The organism is Duganella dendranthematis, assembly GCF_012849375.1.
Lineage (GTDB): Bacteria > Pseudomonadota > Gammaproteobacteria > Burkholderiales > Burkholderiaceae_D > Rugamonas > Rugamonas dendranthematis.
In genome coordinates this window covers 4,713,828-4,731,703 of the sequence record NZ_CP051684.1, presented here as the reverse complement: position 1 = coordinate 4,731,703, position 17,876 = coordinate 4,713,828, and the positions used below count along the sequence as shown (strand labels likewise).

The 17,876-nt window shown below is 61.8% G+C and carries 18 protein-coding genes; 10 read left to right on the top strand and 8 right to left on the bottom strand.

The annotated features are described in order from the left end of the window. The first annotated feature begins 14 nt into the window (after positions 1-14). Positions 15-524, top strand: a complete 510-nt coding sequence (locus HH213_RS21770) for a DUF1993 domain-containing protein (RefSeq protein WP_110848441.1) — start codon at positions 15-17, stop codon at positions 522-524. Positions 525-533: 9 nt separating this feature from the next. Here HH213_RS21770 and HH213_RS21765 read toward each other — a convergent pair whose 3' ends face one another. Together HH213_RS21765 and HH213_RS21760 are read right to left on the bottom strand one after the other, a co-directional pair. Beyond that, complete coding sequence (locus tag HH213_RS21765; RefSeq protein WP_110848442.1) at positions 534-722, bottom strand: DUF1289 domain-containing protein; 189 nt, start codon at positions 720-722, stop codon at positions 534-536. Continuing rightward, on the bottom strand, positions 719-1,276 hold the full coding sequence (locus HH213_RS21760; protein ID WP_169113619.1) for a DUF1415 domain-containing protein: 558 nt from the start codon (positions 1,274-1,276) through the stop codon (positions 719-721). Before HH213_RS21760 ends, HH213_RS21765 begins: the two co-directional genes overlap by 4 nt. 241 nt (positions 1,277-1,517) lie before the next feature. Between HH213_RS21760 and HH213_RS21755 the strand changes: the two genes are divergently transcribed. From HH213_RS21755 to HH213_RS21735, 5 genes are all read left to right on the top strand, one after another. Beyond that, positions 1,518-2,891 (top strand): transglycosylase SLT domain-containing protein, encoded by a 1,374-nt coding sequence (locus HH213_RS21755; protein ID WP_169113618.1) that lies wholly within the window; start codon positions 1,518-1,520, stop codon positions 2,889-2,891. A 199-nt stretch (positions 2,892-3,090) separates the two neighbouring features. Beyond that, positions 3,091-3,882, top strand: a complete 792-nt coding sequence (gene fabI / locus HH213_RS21750; RefSeq protein WP_110848445.1) for an enoyl-ACP reductase FabI — start codon at positions 3,091-3,093, stop codon at positions 3,880-3,882. Positions 3,883-3,945: 63 nt separating this feature from the next. Then, positions 3,946-5,019, top strand: coding sequence for a hypothetical protein (locus HH213_RS21745; protein WP_169113617.1), 1,074 nt, complete (start codon positions 3,946-3,948; stop codon positions 5,017-5,019). A 47-nt stretch (positions 5,020-5,066) separates the two neighbouring features. Next, entirely contained in the window at positions 5,067-5,621 is a 555-nt protein-coding gene (locus tag HH213_RS21740) for a sigma-70 family RNA polymerase sigma factor (protein ID WP_169113616.1), read from the top strand. Next, positions 5,618-6,658: a hypothetical protein gene (locus tag HH213_RS21735; RefSeq protein WP_169113615.1), complete on the top strand. Its 1,041-nt coding sequence runs from the start codon at positions 5,618-5,620 to the stop codon at positions 6,656-6,658. The genes HH213_RS21740 and HH213_RS21735 overlap by 4 nt, the downstream gene beginning before the upstream one ends. Here the strand turns inward: HH213_RS21735 and HH213_RS21730 are convergent, their stop codons facing one another. Beyond that, complete coding sequence (locus HH213_RS21730) at positions 6,659-9,670, bottom strand: DUF2135 domain-containing protein (RefSeq protein WP_229263101.1); 3,012 nt, start codon at positions 9,668-9,670, stop codon at positions 6,659-6,661. Positions 9,671-9,762: 92 nt separating this feature from the next. After that, positions 9,763-10,533 (bottom strand): hypothetical protein, encoded by a 771-nt coding sequence (locus HH213_RS21725; RefSeq protein ID WP_169113614.1) that lies wholly within the window; start codon positions 10,531-10,533, stop codon positions 9,763-9,765. Between the two features lie 407 nt (positions 10,534-10,940). Between HH213_RS21725 and HH213_RS21720 the strand changes: the two genes are divergently transcribed. Continuing rightward, positions 10,941-12,371 carry a DEAD/DEAH box helicase gene (locus tag HH213_RS21720; protein WP_110848450.1) on the top strand — a complete coding sequence of 477 codons (1,431 nt, stop codon included), beginning with the start codon at positions 10,941-10,943 and terminating at the stop codon, positions 12,369-12,371. 66 nt (positions 12,372-12,437) lie between these two features. On the opposite strand, the gene HH213_RS21715 is transcribed toward HH213_RS21720, so the two are convergent. Further along, positions 12,438-12,962 (bottom strand): hypothetical protein, encoded by a 525-nt coding sequence (locus tag HH213_RS21715; RefSeq protein WP_110848451.1) that lies wholly within the window; start codon positions 12,960-12,962, stop codon positions 12,438-12,440. A 15-nt stretch (positions 12,963-12,977) separates the two neighbouring features. Further along, on the bottom strand, positions 12,978-13,376 hold the full coding sequence (locus tag HH213_RS21710) for a BON domain-containing protein (protein WP_229263100.1): 399 nt from the start codon (positions 13,374-13,376) through the stop codon (positions 12,978-12,980). A gap of 118 nt (positions 13,377-13,494) precedes the next feature. On the opposite strand from HH213_RS21710, the gene HH213_RS21705 reads away from it, so the two are divergent. Next, positions 13,495-14,193 carry a tetratricopeptide repeat protein gene (locus HH213_RS21705; protein ID WP_169113613.1) on the top strand — a complete coding sequence of 233 codons (699 nt, stop codon included), beginning with the start codon at positions 13,495-13,497 and terminating at the stop codon, positions 14,191-14,193. Here the strand turns inward: HH213_RS21705 and HH213_RS21700 are convergent. Continuing rightward, positions 14,180-14,497 (bottom strand): TM2 domain-containing protein, encoded by a 318-nt coding sequence (locus HH213_RS21700; protein ID WP_110848453.1) that lies wholly within the window; start codon positions 14,495-14,497, stop codon positions 14,180-14,182. The genes HH213_RS21705 and HH213_RS21700 overlap by 14 nt on opposite strands. A gap of 106 nt (positions 14,498-14,603) precedes the next feature. Here HH213_RS21700 and HH213_RS21695 point away from each other — a divergent pair, with 106 nt between their 5' ends. Next, entirely contained in the window at positions 14,604-14,936 is a 333-nt protein-coding gene (locus HH213_RS21695; protein WP_110848454.1) for a hypothetical protein, read from the top strand. Positions 14,937-15,002: 66 nt separating this feature from the next. After that, positions 15,003-17,129, top strand: a complete 2,127-nt coding sequence (locus HH213_RS21690; protein WP_169113612.1) for a phosphocholine-specific phospholipase C — start codon at positions 15,003-15,005, stop codon at positions 17,127-17,129. Here the strand turns inward: HH213_RS21690 and HH213_RS21685 are convergent. Next, a complete protein-coding gene (locus HH213_RS21685) occupies positions 17,092-17,760 on the bottom strand; it encodes a hypothetical protein (RefSeq protein WP_169113611.1) in 669 nt (222 codons plus the stop codon). The genes HH213_RS21690 and HH213_RS21685 overlap by 38 nt on opposite strands. Between the last annotated feature and the right edge of the window lie 116 nt (positions 17,761-17,876).

Below are 17,876 nucleotides of genomic sequence, written 5' to 3'. Positions count from 1 at the left end.
CATAGGAATTCACCATGACCACGTTCTCGATGTACACCGCTTCCATTCCTGTGTTTAAGCAGATTCTGAACAGCCTGACCGCCATCCTTGACAAGGCTGAAGTGCACGCCGCAGACAAGAAGATCGATCCGAACGCGCTGCTGCAATATCGTTTGTTCCCGGACATGCTGCCGTTCACCCGCCAGATCCAGATCGCTTGCGATTTCGCCAAGGGTGCGGCCGCCCGCCTGGGTGGCCAGGAAGTGCCGTCGTATGAAGACAAGGAAGTAACGTTTGCCGACCTGAAAGCGCGCATCGCCAAAACGCTGGCGTATATCGACAGCGTGCCGCAGGCGCAGATCGAAGGCAGCGAAGACCGCGCCATCACCACCGGCAGCGGCGAGAAGACCAAGCATTTCGTGGGCCAGACCTATCTGTTCCACTACGCGCTGCCGCACTTCTACTTCCACGCCACCACCGCGTACGACATCCTGCGCCATAACGGCCTGGAAATTGGCAAAAAAGACTTTATCGGTTCGTATTAATCTACAGGCTCAGGTATTCCGGCGCGGGTAACCCTGCGCCAGGATGCGCTGCCAGACGATTTCTTTGGCCTCGGGTGTCATCGACACCCAATGCGCCACCTCGACCACCGAGCGGCCGCAGCCGCGGCAGATTTCGTCAAAGGTGGTCGAGCAGACTGCCACGCACGGCGTGTCCGGACGGACCGGCAGGTCGCTCATGGCTTTTCCATCAGCTTGTCCCAGCCGTCGTGACCGAGTTTTTCCAGCGTCTCGATATTCTTGTCGAAAATATCAGATGCTTCGGGGAAGGCTTCAACCGCACGGTCGATGCTGTCTTCGCGCAGCAGGTGCAGGGTCGGATACGGCGAGCGGTTGGTGTAGTTGCTGATGTCGTTGACGTCGGTGCCGTCGAACTGGTACTGCGGGTGGAAACTGGCCACTTGCAGGAAACCGTCGAGCCCCAGGTCTTCCAGCGCGGCGTCGGCCACGTCCAGGAATTCGTTGTAGTCGAAGAAATCGGTCAGTACGTTCGGATGGATCAGCAGCGTGGTGTCGATCTTTTCCGCATCGTTGTCGGCCAGATGCTGTAACTCTTCCATTAACTTTTCCAGCAGCTCTTCCGGCGTTTCCGCCTCGGTGACTACGTAACGCACTTGTTTTTTGACGTGCACGCTCTTGGCGAACGGGCACAGGTTCAGGCCAATGACGGCCTTTTCCAGCCACTGGACGGTATCGGCGATGACCACATCGCGGTCGATGGCGGGGCTGCTCATATTGCTATTCCTCAATCACTACACAAAAGCAGGATTGTACGCACTCTTCGCCACCGCGCCTATGTTCCTCATTTACTTCTGTCAATTTGCCGGCATCTGACGCTTATTTAACGGGAATTGTTGCATATAAGAATTTGTCACAAGGGTGACATATTCCTTGACTGATGGGAGGGACCTTCGTACACTCCACGTTTAATTCATAGTCCACGCGAAGTTTCTTCTCGCTAACTCACGGAAAACTATGCAAGCACGCATTCCCAAAACCGCAGTCCTGGCCACATTGGTGGCGCTACTCGCGCCCGCACTGTCCCACGCCTACGAGCACGCAACAGATCTGCCGACGGTCACCACCGCGCTGTCTCCCCTGCCGAAATTCCCCGTTCCCGATGTCGCTTCCCTGAAAACCAAGTCCGCCAAACTGGTGGACGAAGATGCTTTCCGCGAAAAAGATGTGTGGGGCCGGATTCGCAGCGGTTACGCGATTCCCGATGTCAGCAATGACCTGGTGGCCAAGCATGTTAACTGGTACGCCACCCGTCCCGACTACATCGCCCGCACCACTGCGCGCGCTTCGCTGTACCTGTTCCACGTCGTCTCCGAGCTGGAAAAGCGCGGCATGCCGACCGAACTGGCGCTGCTGCCATTTATCGAATCCGCCTTCAACCCGAACGCCCTGTCGAGCGCCAACGCGGCCGGCATGTGGCAGTTTGTGCCGGGCACCGGCCGCGACTTCAACCTGAAGCAAGACGCCTTCAAGGACGAACGCCGCGGCATCCTGGCTTCGACCGACGCCGCCCTGACCTATCTGCAACGCCTGTACGATATGTTTGGCGACTGGCAACTGGCCCTGGCCGCCTATAACTGGGGCGAAGGCTCGGTGCAGAAAGCCATCAAACGCAATCAAGCCGCCGGCAAGCCGACCGACTTTGAAAGCCTGGCCGACCTGATGCCGGCCGAGACCCGCAATTACGTGCCCAAACTGCAGGCGGTAAAGAACATCGTCGCCAACCCGCAGCAATACGGCCTGAACCTGCCGGTGATCGACAATTCGCCGTACTTCACGGCGGTCGACAAGACCAGCGATATCGACCTGACCGTGGCGGCCCACCTGGCCGAGCTGTCGGTGGACGAATTCAAGGCGCTCAATCCGCAGTTCAAACGCCCGGTCATCACCGGCGACGACCAGACCAAGATTTTGCTGCCGAAGGAAAACGCCGAGAAGTTCCACCTGAATCTGGCCCAATGGACCAAGGAACTGTCCACCTGGTCGACCCACAAGATCACCAGCGCGCGCGAATCGATCCGTACGTTGGCTTCGCGCTTCCACACCTCGCCGGAAGTCATCCGCCAGGCCAACAATATTCCGCAGAACTCGGTGCTGAAAGCCGGCTCCACCATTCTGGTGCCGAAGATTTCGGCGTCGGTGGGCGACATCGCCCCGGACGTGGCCGAAAGCGCCACCGTCTCGTATGAAGCGGAACGCGCCAGCGGCAAGACGGCCAAGGGCTACAAGCTGCCGAAAGCCGGCAAGTCCGACAAGTCGAGCCCTGTTTCGCTGGTGAAAGCCCGCGTCTCGCGCGACAGCAGCAGCAAAAAACACCGCAAAGCCAACTGATGGCCGCCGCCGGACCCCGCGTAGCCGGGGCCGGCGGCCGCGATTCAGAGGTTGCAGTCAAGGCTGACACGTCCTACAATCTTGCTCTTGCGTGTCGGGCAATACTTGCGCACCTCGCACACTAAAAAAACACAACCCCACTGACGTCGCCAGCCAGCTCCGAGAGCGAGCCCGGCACGCAGTTGCAATCGGAGTCCCTATGGCGTTCTTGCAAGGCAAAAAAATCCTCATCACTGGTTTGCTGTCGAACCGTTCCATCGCTTACGGTATCGCCAAGGCTTGCCATCGCGAAGGCGCCGAACTGGCGTTCACCTACGTCGGCGAACGTTTTAAAGACCGCATCACCGAATTCGCCGCTGAATTCGACAGCAAGCTGGTATTCGACTGCGACGTCGGCAGCGACGAGCAGATCGACGCGCTGTTCGCCGACCTGGGCAAGAGCTGGTCGCAGCTGGATGGCCTGGTGCACGCGATCGGCTTTGCGCCGCGCGAAGCCATCGCCGGCGAATTCCTGGACGGCCTGAGCCGCGAGAACTTCCGCATCGCCCACGACATCTCGGCCTACAGCTTCCCGGCCATGGCCAAGGCCGCGCTGCCGCTGCTGAAAAACGGTTCGTCGGTGCTGACCCTGTCGTACCTGGGTGCGGTCCGCGCCATTCCTTACTACAACACCATGGGCCTGGCCAAAGCCTCGCTGGAAGCGTCGGTACGCTACCTGGCGGAAAACCTGGGCAAGCTGGGCATCCGCTCGAACGGCATCTCGGCCGGTCCGATCAAGACCCTGGCTGCGTCGGGCATCAAGGACTTCGGCAAGCTACTGGGCTTTGCCTCGTCGCACGCGCCGCTGCGCCGCAACGTCACCATCGAAGAAGTCGGCAACACCGCCGCCTTCCTGCTGTCGGACCTGGCCTCCGGCATCACCGGTGAAATCACCTACGTCGACGGCGGCTTCTCGCACGTCATGGGCCTGAACGCAGAAGACTACCAATAAGCCTTCCTGCTTCGACCGCATCAGAACGCCCTGCTCGACAGGGCGTTTTTTATATCTGCCGCCATGACACCACGAATCCTGCTTACCGCCTGTCTGCTGCTGAGCGCCACCGCCCAGGCGCAAGACAACTGCCTGGAACAGAACTGGCAGGTCTTCATCGACGACGCGCCCATCCGCATGACTTTCGGCCCCTGGCTGGGCGCAGACAAGCAGCTGGCCGGCCGCTTCCTCCTCAATCAGCATCTGGACGACAACTTCCTGCTCCCCGATCCCGCTGGTGGGTGGCAGGCCGTCAATCCCGACGGCGTGGCGCTCGGCCACCTTAGCCTGGAGTGCGGCGACGACGAAACGCTCACCGGCACCTGGCGCACGGGCGATGGCCGCCTGACCTTCCCGCTGAAAGCCGAGCATTCGCTGGGCTATTACTCTCTCAACGCCAGTCTCATCAAGAATATCGCCAAAGGCCGGAAAGGCGGCCAGCCTTACGATCAGGTGGGCGTGGCAGTGATGCCCGAGGCGCGCAGCATCCGGCTGTATGGCAAGGCGCCGGCGATCGTCGCCATCAATGACGCGCAACACCAGGCCATGCTGAACTATGCGGAGATGGCGCTGAACTGCCGCGCCTACGCCTGGCTGCGCGACCGGACGCAGCAATTCGCCATTCCGCTGTACGAAGACCAGTTGCTACTGCTGACCAGTGACCTCGCCGTGATCGCGCGCCATCATCCGCACGCCTGTGAAGAAGACTATCGATTCGACGATGCGCGGACCGATATCCTGAATCTGCAAACGGGTGCGAAGGTGGAAATCCTCCGCTGGCTGTCCGATCCGGATGCCGTCATTGCCAGCCAATACGAAGTGCAAACCGAAAAGGCAAGCTATGCAGGCACGCTGTCGCAGCTGATCTGGCAAGCCTACCGTCATCCGAATCCTGACTGCGCTGCGCAAGTCACCTTCACACTGGAGCAAGGACTGATCTATCCGGCCGCGCAAGGCCTGACGTTCCTGCCGCGCGCGCGCAGCGGGGCCAAGGAGTGCATCGTACCGACGACCGTTCCCTATCGGCAGTTACAGCCGGTGCTGTCGGTTGCGGGCAAGCAGCAAGTGAAAGCGATATTGGCGGCACCGGCAGATTAAACCGCCAGACATTGCGGCAGTTTGGTGATGCGGCTACACTTGCATGTATGTCAACCGAGCCTTCCGATGAAACCCTGATGCTGCGCTACGCCGATGGCGACCTGGCCGCTTTCCGCGAGCTGTACCAGCGCCATCAGCGTGGGCTGTACCGCTTTGTCGCGTGGCGCTCACCGCGCCGGGATTGGGTGGATGAGGTGGCGCAGGAGGCGTGGATTGGTTTGCATCAGGCGCGCGGGCGGTATGTGCCGAGCGCCAGTTTTCGCACCTTCCTGTATCAGATCGCGCGCAACCGGCTGGTGGATTTGCAGCGCCAGTCGCCGCTGCTGTCCGCCGATGAAGCGCCGGAGCCGCAAGGCCCGGCGGCTGATGCGGAGCTGGAGTCGCAGCAGATGAATTCCGCGCTGCACCAGGCGATTCGGGCGCTGCCGGGCGAGCAAAAGGAGGCGCTGGTGTTGCAGCAGTTCAGTGGTTTGTCGCTGGAGGAGATTGCGACACTGACCGACGCGCCGATTGAAACCGTCAAGAGCAGGCTACGCTACGCCATGCGAAAATTACGCGAACAGCTGTCGGCCGGCATGGCCGCGCAGGAGGAGCAGGCATGAGCAACGGCGATCACAATCTGCAGGATGATGCTGAGCTGGACGAGTTTCTCGCCGGCCGCGACGACCTGTCGCGCCAGCTGGCAGCATTGGCGCAGCCGGAAGCGCCGAAGCAAGTGAATGACGCGATCATGGCGTCGATTGAAGCGCAACTGGCGCAGGAGCGCGCGGCGCAGACGGTGCAACAGGCGCAAGCCGCAGAGACTACACCAGCCACGCAGAATGCGCCGGCTGTACAAGCAGCCCAAGCCGGCAGCGTCACGCAGGTCGCGACGCGGCGGCCGGCGGCCAATATGGCGCGCTGGCGTGCGCCCGCAGCGCTGGCCGCCAGCTTGGTCGGCGTCTTACTGCTGACGCTGGAATGGCAGCGTGGCGACTATGCTCAACAGGCGCAAATGACAGCAGCGGCGCCAGAGCAGAAGCCAGTCGCCAGCACGCCGCAAGCGGCAGAGCCGCCTGCCCTGCCGTCCGCAGCGCCAGAACATGTCACCATCGCGGCCGCGTCGCCGAGCGGCTACATTGCGCCGTCACCGAGCGCTGCGCGACCGGCGCCGGCGCCATCCACACTGCGCGCTGAGTCGGCCGGCAAGTCGGCGCCATCATTGCTGGCCGATGCCGACAAAGTGCCAGAGCCGATTGCCATCACGCCACCCGCGGAACACTTCGTGCGCGCCCGCTCGGCCCCGATCGCCAATCTGGCAGCCGCCATTCCGCCGCCGGTGGCAAGCGCACCGATTTCGGCACCGCTGTCATATGCGGCACCACCTGCGCCACCGCCAGCACCCGCGCCTGCGACCTCGGCTACGACCGTCGTTGCGGCTGCGACGGCGCCGACCTTGGTCACTGTCACCGGCTCCGCGCGCAAGGCCATGTCGCCCGCCGATACTGCCCGCGCCGCCGAGTGGCTGCACGTCATCGACGAAATGCTGAAAGCCGACCTGCGCCAGGACGCGCGCGAAGAATGGCGCAAATTCAACCTGGCCTATCCCGACTATCCAGTGCCGGAACAGCTGGCCAAGCGAATCGACGCCATCAACTGATTACTTCACCTCAAACTCACCCACCAGCACCGTCTCCCCGCGTCCGCTCAACCGCACCGTCACCATCTGATCGCGTGCGCCGGCGCGGCCAAAGCCGCTGGTCAATTTCAGTTGCAAGGTCGTGGCACCGGCCACCACCTGCTGGCGGCTGCCGAAGAAGTTGGCCTCGACCTTGTACTTGCCCGGCATCGCATGCCGCAGCGAAAACTCCTCCGGCCCATAACCGCCAGTAAAGTCCACCGACAACCGTCCGCCCTGCTCCGTGAAGCGATGGCCGTAGTAGCAGCGTTCGCCAGTCGGATCGGTGACCCACAAATCCATATCGGAATTATCGGCATCCCAGCTCAGCACTACGCGCATATCCAGCGGCATGTTTTTTAACAGACGCGGATCGATGCGGCTGGTGTCCAGCTTCACCTTGCCGGGCGACGCGATAATCGCATTCATATCCGCCAGCGCAATCAGCTCGATTTCGGCAAAGCGGCCGTCCCACGGCCGTATCGCCACCTCGTACAACTGGTCAATCGCCTGCTGCAAATGGCCAGCAGCAGCGTAGGCCAGGCCCAGATCGCGGAACGATTGCGGCTCTTCTTCGGCCAGCTCGCGGATTTTCTCGAATACCGGAATCGCCAGCTCAGGCTGCCCGGCCTGCAACAAGCGATAGCCCAGAATGCGCAGCACCTGGCGGTTTTCCAGATCCATCTCCGCCAGATTGGACAGCACGCGCAACGCCAGATCGCGCTGACCACGCGCAAACAGCTGGTCCGCCACATCGATGTAGAACGCGCTGCTGTTCAGGTACGAGGGCCGCTCGTCCAGATAAATCGCATACAGCTGGTCTGGCCGCGCCGCCTTCATGCGGGCGATGTAACTCGAATTTGCATCCCAGCGCTTGAGGCTGACCGTGATCTCGCCGGATGGCTGCATAGGTTCAGCACCCGGCCGCATGTGCCGAGTAGTTGCACCGGCAATCACCACCGGACTCGGCGTGCGCTGGAACACGCCGGATGCATACGACAGCGGCTCCGGTGCCGGCGCAGGTGGAGCAGGAGGAGCAGGCGACGCTGGTGGCGGTGCAAGTGGTGCAGATAATGCAGACGGTGCCGGCGGCGGTGAGCGCATCGCCAGCTCATTGGTGGTCGCCTTGTCCGCACCGTTCGCCCTCCCCGTCACCTCAACCCGCGTCAACTTATTCTCACGGTACGCCGGGTATGGCATCGGCTTCGGATGATTGCCTTCCCACCACGCCAGCTTGTGCTGGAATTGCTGCACTACCCGCTCCAGCTGGTTAGTCCGGCGCAGCGTCAGCTCGCCGCCGCGCATCCGCTTCAGCGCGTCGAACGCTGCCTGTAATTCGGCCGGCGGCTGCACGTCGTAGCGCACATAATCCTCCAGCCGATCCAGGACCAGCAGCGAGGTCTCGCGTGTCGGCATGCTGAACTGGGTACCCAGCCGGCGAATCGCGGCACGATGCAATTCGTAATCCGCTTCCAGCTGATGCAGCTTGTAGCCCGCCCAGGTACGCGCCGCCAATGGATGCGACGGCGCACTCGCCGCTACCTCGACTAGCAGCGGCGTCGCCCTGTCCTGCTTCAACAACTCCAGCTTCAGCTCCGCCGTCGGCGCAATCAGCTTGCCGGACACGCGCAGCATGCCCAGCGGCGCATCGTCGTCGTGAATCAACACATCGGTCGCGCCGCGCGCGCTCACCAGCCGCACTTGCAGGCCGTCGGTCAATAACATCTCGGCGGCCGCGCCCGGACGATCGGCTTGCACCGTCAGCAGCTTGCCGCCGTTGCGCTCGGCCAGCGCCGACAAGCGCGCAGTATCAGCTGACACCGCCGAGTTCATCACATACAAGCGCTGGCGCGGCGACAACTGCGGGAATTGCTTGCCGCCATAATTCATCAAGCCGTCGCTGACCAGCAGGTACTCGTTGACCTCTGCCTGTGGCTGCCAATCGGCCAGCGCGCTAGCGCCGTCATATACCGTGTCTTGCAGCGCCTTGCGCAAGGTCTGCCAGTCGCCATTGACGATGCGGAATCGCTGCACCGCTTCAGGCCGGTCACGCAGCCGGGTCAGCCGCACCTCGCCATTGCCCACCGCTTTGAAATAGCGATCCAGCTCGACCAATTCGGCATCGTGCTGACGCTGCGCGCCGGAGCCGGAACTGTCCCACAGCAAGCCCACCACCTTGGGCAGCGCACGCGGCGTCCGCTGCGTGCTGGCCGGCATCTCGGCCAGGAAATACGTTTCGCCGCCAATCTGCTGCACATAGGTTTGCGGCGCTGCCGCCGACGGCACCAGCAGCTTGAGCACGCCGCTGGCCGAATATGTCGCGCGCGTCAGCTGAGCCTGGTAGCCATCGCCAATGCGCTCGAAGACGATGTCGCCGATGTTGCCGCTGGCTTGCGGCGGCGCCTCGCCGGCCACGGACACGTGCAACGCCACGCCCTGCTCCAGCTCGCCATACGCCAGTGGCAAGCGATAGGCCCAGTTCGCGCCTTCGCGGTCGAGCGTCTCGATGTATGTCAACTCCACCGTGCGCGTGCCCTGCGCAGGAATCGGAAACACCCGCAACTGGAAATTGTTGCCCTGGGTTTGCTCCAGCAAGGCCGGGTCAATGCGGGTGCGCTCCACCGCCTCCAGGATCTGCCGGCCACGCGCCTTCTCGACCGGCACCGCCGCCCGCATCTTGCCTTCCAGGTCCAGCGCGAAGGCGCTGATCCGCTGTCCCGGCAACAACGGGAACTGCAACTTGCCTTCCAGCGGACGCTGGTTCGGATTGAAGAACACCATGCGCAGCGTGGTCTGCGCCATGCTGCCGCTGAGCGCGGCGTCCACCTTCAGGCTTTGCAGCCGCACCGGCTGCTCGGCGCCCTGCACCACCATCAGCGGCGGCACCATCGGCGGCCGCGCGCGCAATGTCATTGGTGCACTAGCGCGTTGCTCCTGCGCCTGCGCCAGCCCCGCCACCACCAGCAAGCCGGCCACGATTATTTTGTTCCACATAACGATCCCCTTTGCGCCAGCTGATGCCGGCATTGCAGGGTGTATCGTGATGGCGGCTAAAACGGGGTTACGGGATTACAAATAGATACAAATCACGGTAAGCCGGCCAGGCTGCTGTAGAACTTGTCGCAATCGGCCATTGTCGGCGCGCCCTGCTGCGAAATGCCCAGCTTGCCGGTCTGCCACGACTGCAAGCTGCGCTTCTCTTCCTCGGCCAGCGGACGCATGGCCAGCGCGTCGGCACGACTGCTGCGGGTGAGCATCAGCACATCAGCCTGCTTCAGCCCGGCCTCGTTGGCGGAGCGCCAGCTTTGCACGGCGCCATCGTAGTTAGCCTTGTGCGCCGGGAACAGACGGCCGCAAGCGCTGCTGACGGCGGTGAGGAAATCGCGCCGGATGCCCAGCTTGACGCTGGCGCGTTCGGTATCGCTGAGCGGCTGCACCGGCTGGTCGGCCACCGGCTCCTGCTTCGGCCGCAGGAATGGCGGATCGGCGATCACCTGATCGACTTGCGTCAACAGCCCGGCGGCGCTGGCCGGACGTCCGCCAGTACCGCCCAGCGCTTTGCCGTTGCGGAACACATACTGCTCCGGCACCCCGTACACCCGCACCAGCGGGCCGAAGTCGGGTATTTCGCGCCATGGCTTCCACTGGACCCGTGCATAGACCAGCTTGGGCTCATGGGGCAAGGCGGCCGCCCGGTCGAAGGTGTCGTCGGCGCCCTTGCAATAGCCGCAGCTCAAATCGGGCGAGGTCATCTGCACCACCACATAGTCATGTTTGGCCACGAAGGCGGCGAGCTCCTGCGGTTTCAATTCCGTCACCGGCGCCGCCACGCAGATCTGCGCCAGCAGACAACCCATTCCAACAGTGCTCCACCGCATACGTCCCCCGTCGCTGATAAAAGCAATAAATTATCTTAAAGACAATGAACCGCGCGCACGATAGGAGCGCTTCCTTAGGCACGCTGTACAAACAAGGCAAAACAAGGCATAATAGCTGTCTAGCCTGCAATGCGCGTGCCGATAACAAAGCGACACCGATTGTTCAGCCAGTAGTAAGTTAAGCAGCATCGCAGCCTCAGCGCATCATTCCTGGTGCCCTTATAAAGCCCTCCCGCCTCTGGTGTCGTTACATGACACCGTCCCGGCGCAAAGCTTTTGTGCCGAAATTTCTTTCGATTCTGATTGAGTCATTTCGTTTTGGTAGGCGTTGCTATTTCGCGTTCCGCTATGACAGCGGGGACGCTTGGTTTTTACGAAAGAACAGCATGACATTTGAAGCACTTGGTCTCAACACGTCCATCATTAAAGCCCTGACCGACGCCGGCTACACCGCGCCGACTCCAGTTCAGCAGCAGGCCATCCCTGCCGCGATCGCAGGCAAGGACTTGTTAGTTTCCTCGCAAACTGGTTCCGGCAAGACTGCAGCCTTTATGCTGCCGTCGCTGCACCGTTTGTCCGAGATCGATCCGGCCACCGCCGGCAAGACTCCTAATCAAGAAATGCAAGCCGCCCGTGCCCGTGGCGAGCGTCCACGTTTCAAAGCTGCACAGCCAAAAATGCTGGTGTTGACCCCGACCCGCGAACTGGCCCTGCAGGTAACCACCAATACCGACAAATACAGCGTCAACCTGCGCCGCATTAAGGCCGTGTCGATCCTGGGCGGTATGCCTTACCCTAAGCAGATGCAACTGCTGGCCAAGAATCCTGAAATCCTGGTGGCCACCCCAGGCCGTCTGATCGACCACATGGAATCGGGCAAGATCGACTTCTCGCAACTGGAAATCCTGGTGCTGGACGAAGCCGACCGCATGCTGGACATGGGTTTCATCGACGACATCGAGAAAATCGTTGCCGCCACCCCGGCCAACCGTCAAACCATGCTGTTCTCGGCCACGCTGGACGGCGTGGTCGGCAACATGGCGCGCCGCATCACCAAGGATCCGCAAGTGATCCAGATCCTGAGCGCCGCCAACAAGCACGAAAACATTACCCAGCGCGTGCACTTCGTCGACGATCTGTCGCACAAGAATCGCCTGCTGGATCACCTGCTGCGCGACGAAACGCTGGATCAGGCTGTGGTGTTCACTGCCACCAAGCGTGACGCCGACACCATCGCCGACCGTCTGAACATCGCCGGTTTCTCGGCTGCCGCACTGCACGGCGACATGCACCAGGGCGCGCGTAACCGCACCCTGGACAGCCTGCGTCGCGGTTCGGTCAAGATCCTGATCGCCACCGACGTCGCGGCACGCGGTATCGACGTCCCATCGATCACCCACGTGTTCAACTACGATCTGCCGAAGTTCCCGGAAGATTACGTCCACCGCATCGGTCGTACCGGCCGCGCTGGCCGTAACGGTCACGCAATCTCGCTGGTCAACCACGCAGAAGGCATGAACGTCAAACGCATCGAACGCTTCACCAAGCAACTGATTCCGGTGAATGTGGTCGAAGGCTACGAGCCGAAGAAAACCGCTTCGGCGCCACGCTCGTCGGCACGTCCAGGCGGCTGGAAACCAGGCGACAACCGTGGCGGCGCCAAGCCAGGCCAGCGTTCGTTCAGCAAGCCAGGCAGCAGCGCCGGCGCGCCACGCCGCGAAGGCAGCGCTACCGGCGAAGGCTACAAGGGCGGCGGCTACAAAGGCAGCAACCCACGCAGCAACGACGGCCAACGCCGCACCTACGGCGACCGTTAATCCCGGTTAGCCGATAAAAAAAGGCCGCCAGAGCATTCTGGCGGCCTTTTTCATTGGGATATCAGCTTAGTGCGATGGCGCGCTGGCTTCCGAGGTCGACTTGATGTCGGTCGCGTTGTTGCGTTCGAAGATTTCCTTGACCAGTTTGACCTGGTCGGATTTATCCGTGTGCACCGAAATCAGCACATTGCCGTCACGGACTTTGCCGTCGTACAGCTTGGCTTCGTACTCCGGGATGCCCATGCCCACCAGGCCGCCGATCAGGCCGCCGGCTGCGCCGCCGACTGCCGCGCCGCCCAGGGCCGCCATGATCGGGCCGGCAGCGATGAATGGGCCGATGCCCGGAATCGCCAGCGTGCCGATGCCGGCCAGCCAGCCCAGCACCGCGCCGGTGCCCATGCCGGCGATGCCGCCGGTGGCCGCGCCTTCGGGCATCTTGGTGTTTTGTTCGTGGGCGAAATCGCGGGTGCCGGATTTATCCGGGAACAGCACCGAGATCTCGTTGGCTGAGAAGCCCGACTCTTTCAGGTTGTTGACGATGTTCTCGGCGTGGGCGTGGTCCTGGGCGATGCAATAGACAGCAGTACTCATAATGGTTTCTCCGAATTAGTTGGTTTTGATGTCGACTTTGTTGTCGACGCTGGTCACGCCGGCCACCGATTTGGCGAGCGACTCGACCTTGGATTTCTCTTCATCGCTTTTCACCGGGCCGCGCAGCGTGACGACGCCGTTTTCGACCAGGATCTTGATGTTGTGAGCGGACGTGGACAGCGACTTGTCTTTGACGATGGTCCGGCGCACCGAGGCCAGCAGGTCGCGGTCGGCCTTGGCGTTCGACTGCGTTTGCGGCGTTTGTGCGGGATCGCCTTTGTCGCGATTATTCATCTTCGTGTTATCCGCAGCAGGCGTGGCCTGGCCTTGCGGAGCGGTTTGGGCCAATGCCCAGCTAGAACCGAGCGCAGCCACCAGTGCTACGGCCAGCACTTTCTTCGACATCTGTTTCATATTCGCCTTTCGGGGTTGCTTTCGCGGACCACCATCATGGTGCGCGCGAAAGCCACCGTCTGTTATGGCGATAACGCAGATGCGATTCAGGCATTAAATAAAATGCTATGCTGTCGAAATGAAAACATCCCTCACTTCTCTCCTGCTCGCGCTGATTCTCGGCACCGCCCTGCATCAGACCGTCGCCGCCCAGAATATCAATCTGGAGCCCAAGTACGGCCTGGTGGCCAAAACCGAGCAGCAGCAAGCTGCCGATCAAAGTTTTCTCGATGAGGTCGACCGGCAGACCGGCGGCGACCGCGCCAAGGCGGCGGAGCAGGTAGCACTGCTCGGCTGGAGCTTGGTGCGCAAAAATGCGCCGCAAGACGCCATGCGGCGCTTCAACCAGGCATGGCTGTTGGATCACTCAAATGGACCGGCGTTATGGGGCATGGCGGTGCTGGAAAGCGCCAAGGGCAAGCGTCCCGAGGCGCTCAAGCTAATGGCCGAGGCCGAGCCTCAATTGCGGGGCAATGTGGATTTCGAGGTGGACTATGCCAAGGCCGTGTCGGTAGTCGGCCTGCAAACCAAGGACAAAGCACTGCTGGCCGACGCGGCCAAACGCTTCGACGCCATCTACCAGCAGCACCCTGATCACGCCGCCAATTTGCAAAACTGGGCCATTCTGCTGTACTACACGGGTGACTATCGCGGCGCCTGGAGCAAGATCCAGCTGGCTGAAAATGCGCCCGGCAGCATGCCGATGGACGCGAAATTCATCGCGGCACTGGAAGCCAAAATGGCCCGGCCGGGCGCGGACGCGATCAGCGGTAAGTAACTTCGCGGCCGTCGCTGTCGGTAAAATGGCCCAGCGCCACCAGGATGAAGTCGATAAACGCCCAAATGCCCAATCCGCCGAAGGTGAACAGTTGCAGCAAGCCGGTGCCGATCTTGCCGACATAAAAGCGATGCACGCCCAGGAAGCCGACGAAGAAGCACAGCAGCAGTGTGACGGCGAAGTCCTTGTCCGAGCGATTCGGGTTGTGTGCAGCGGCAGCAAACTGCGGTGCGCCGCATTGCGGGCACGTCGGCGCCGTTTCGTGAATCTCCTTGGCGCAGCCGCGGCAATAAACCATCCCCATGCAATATTCCTTTTTGGAAATTATAAAATTGACATATTAAAGCATGTGATGGTATTTTTTGCATCTTACAAATTGGAAAACAGATGAAACGGATTCTTGCCCTGCTTTGCGCAGCGCTGCTGCCCCTGCCGGTTCGAGCGCACCGGCGCGCCGCACCGATGGTGTCGATGACGGCAAGCCGGGGCCGCGCACGCTCATCGGCTTCCCGCTCCACGCCAGAATGGACGGCGACACACTGGTGCTGCACCCTTTTCTTCCTGAAGGCGTACCGGGCATGAAAGCAGAATTCGACATTAACTGCCGCCACGCGCAGGCTGACCAGACGCTGACCTGCACCTGGCCAGACAACAAATCCATTCTGCTGAAGCGACGCGGCGACACCGTACCGGCGGAAGTGATGCGCATGCTCGACCAGGTCGAGCCTAAAAACAAGCGCTAGGCGCGCCATCGGCCTGTCACATTCGCCCGCTATGATCGGCGCTTCAGCTATTTCTCCTCTGCCAGCATGTCGATCAACCGCCGTCAATTTCTCCGCTACGCCGCTGGTGCGGGCGGTGCCGCCACCCTGTTCCCCGACCTGATCCGTGACGCGCTGGCGGTGCCCGCCAACCATGTCACCGGCACGCTGGCGGACATTGAGCACGTGGTGATCTTCATGCAGGAAAACCGTTCCTTCGACCACTACTTCGGCACACTGTCCGGCGTACGCGGCTTTGACGATCCGCGCGCCATCAAACTGCCTGATGGCCGTCCGGTCTGGTACCAGCCGGATGCTGCCGGCGGCCATGTGCTGCCGTTCCACTTCGACGCCAAAAACACCAGCGCGCTCTCGCTCGGCACCGACCACACGTGGAAAGGCGCGCAAGCCAGCTGGCAAGGCTGGGACGCATGGGTCAAACGCAAAACGCCGCAATCGATGGGCTACTTCGACCGTGGCGACCTGCCCTTCTACTATGCGCTGGCCGACGCCTTCACCATCTGCGACGCCTACCACTGCTCGATCTTCGGCGCCACCGACCCGAACCGCATGTACGCGCTGACCGGCACCAGCCAGGGCTGGATCGGCACCATGGGCAAGCTGTACAACGTCAATGCGGCGGGCTACTTCAACGGCGATCCGGCGCTGGACAACATCACGCCGGAGGTCATCAACGGCGCACCCAACTGGCGCACTTATGCCGAGGTGCTGGAAGCCAATCAGGTCAGCTGGAAGGTGTATCAGGAATGGGATAACTACGGCGATAACTACCTAGCCTATTTCCGCAATTTCCGCGTCAACGCCGACGGCAGCCGTCTGGCGGAGGATGCGCCGCTGTACCAGAAAGGCCGCGCGCTGGCGCCGGGCTCAACCGCCACCAACGCCACCGGCACCACGGCCGACTGGCTGGTGAACAGCTTCGCCGATGACGTCCGCCACAACCGCCTGCCGCAGGTGTCGTGGATCTGCTCGCCGAACGATTACACCGAACACTCGCCCAACTCGCCCAACGCCGGCGAACAGATCACCGCGCGTCTGCTGGCGGCGCTGGTGGCCAATCCGGATGTCTGGTCCAAGACCGTGTTCCTGCTGATGTACGACGAGAACGACGGCTTCTTCGACCAAGTGCCGTCAAACCTGGCGCCGCTCAATCCGTCCATGGGCAAGACCACGCTGGCCGAGATCGGCGTCCACGAAACCTATCAGGGCGAACCGGTCGGCCTCGGACCGCGTGTGCCGATGCTGGTGATTTCGCCATGGAGCCGCGGTGGCCGCGTGTGCTCGCAGCTATTCGATCACACCTCGCAGCTACGCTTCCTGGAAGAGTGGCTGGTGGCCAAAGGCAAGCAGCGTTCAGCCGTGCAATGCGAGCACATCTCGCCATGGCGTCGCGCCGTATGCGGCGACCTGACCTCGGTCTTCGATTTCACCACGCCCAACCGCGACTGGCCGGCCAGCGTGCCGCCGACTGCGGCCTATGCGCGCGTCTCCGGCAAACCGTATCCGCAACCACCCGTCAACCAGACGTTGCCGAAGCAGGAGCCGCAGCCGGCCAGCGGTCCGCGTCGCGCCTGCGCGCTGCCGTACGAGTTGGCGGTGCACGGCCAGTCGACTGGTCCGCAGCAGTTTGCACTGAGTTTCGCCAACGATGGCGCCGCCGGTGCCGCCTTCATCGTCTACTCCAGCCTGCACGTGAACGGCCCGTGGTACTACACGGTCGAAGCGGGCAAAAAGATTGATAGCGAACCGTGGCATGTCGACGGCGCTTACGAATTGCGCGTGCATGGCGCCAACGGCTTCCTGCGCCAATTCCAGGGTATAGCCAGCGCCGGCCCGGAACTGCAAGCCCGCCACCAGCGCGCCGACGGCAGCATCAGCCTGCTGCTGTCCAACCAGCACGGCCGGCAAGCTTGCCACTTTCTCATCAACGACAACGCCTACGGCGCCGCGCCGGTCAGACACACCGTGGCCGCCGGCCAGACCGGCACCGTGATCTGCAAGCTGGACGCCAGCCACGGCTGGTACGACCTCAGCATCACCACGAACGCCGATCCGCACTGGTTGCGCCGCCTCGCCGGCCACGTCGAAACCGGTCAGGCCAGCCGCACCGATCCGGTTATTGGTTTACATCTTTCCGCGCCGGGACGGATTTAGGCAGCGAGGCTGCCAGCGCCAGCAACGCTGGTTTTTTCTTTTCCAGGATGACGTTAGCGTCCAGCCACAGCTCATAGCTACGCTGGTGCTCAACCCAGCTGATGATCGACATGGCCTTGCCATTCGGCGCTTGCAGGGTCACCAGGCGCGCGGGGAAACCATTGATGCGCTCAGGCTCGTCTTTCGGGTCCCGATACATCCGCAACCCGTCCGCCGAGAGATCGTCTTCAAACAAGGTCACGGTGTGCCCATCAGGCATCCGGAAGCTGCGATACAGCCGCGATTTCACCCCCGATACTTCCTCGGCGAGCGCGCCGATACTTGAAAAAGCGTTGAAGGGTGTGCCGGTCAAATCAACCGGTTGAAAATCCAACTTCGAAACCACCGCTGCCAGCGGGCGCAGGTCCGAACCGATGTCGAACCGTGCCAGGTTCGCCTCGCACACCGTTTCATAGCCAACCCGCCGCACTTCTGCCGCCTGGCGTGCTTCAAACGTGGCAAAGTCACTGGAGCCTGGCGGCGGCCCCAGACCACACGTGATATCGCCGGAGGCCTTGGCCGGTGATGGCGCGACATACCCGCACGCCACTGCCGCAACCAAGCCAAATACCAGTAGCCGAACTTTTTGCATTGTTGTATCCGTCTCTGAATTTAGAGGAAATGTTATCAATACTATCTTAATAAATTGTTTCCGCCAAAGATCATCCTGAGCATTACAATATTCCTGGCCTTGGACCGTCTTTCTGT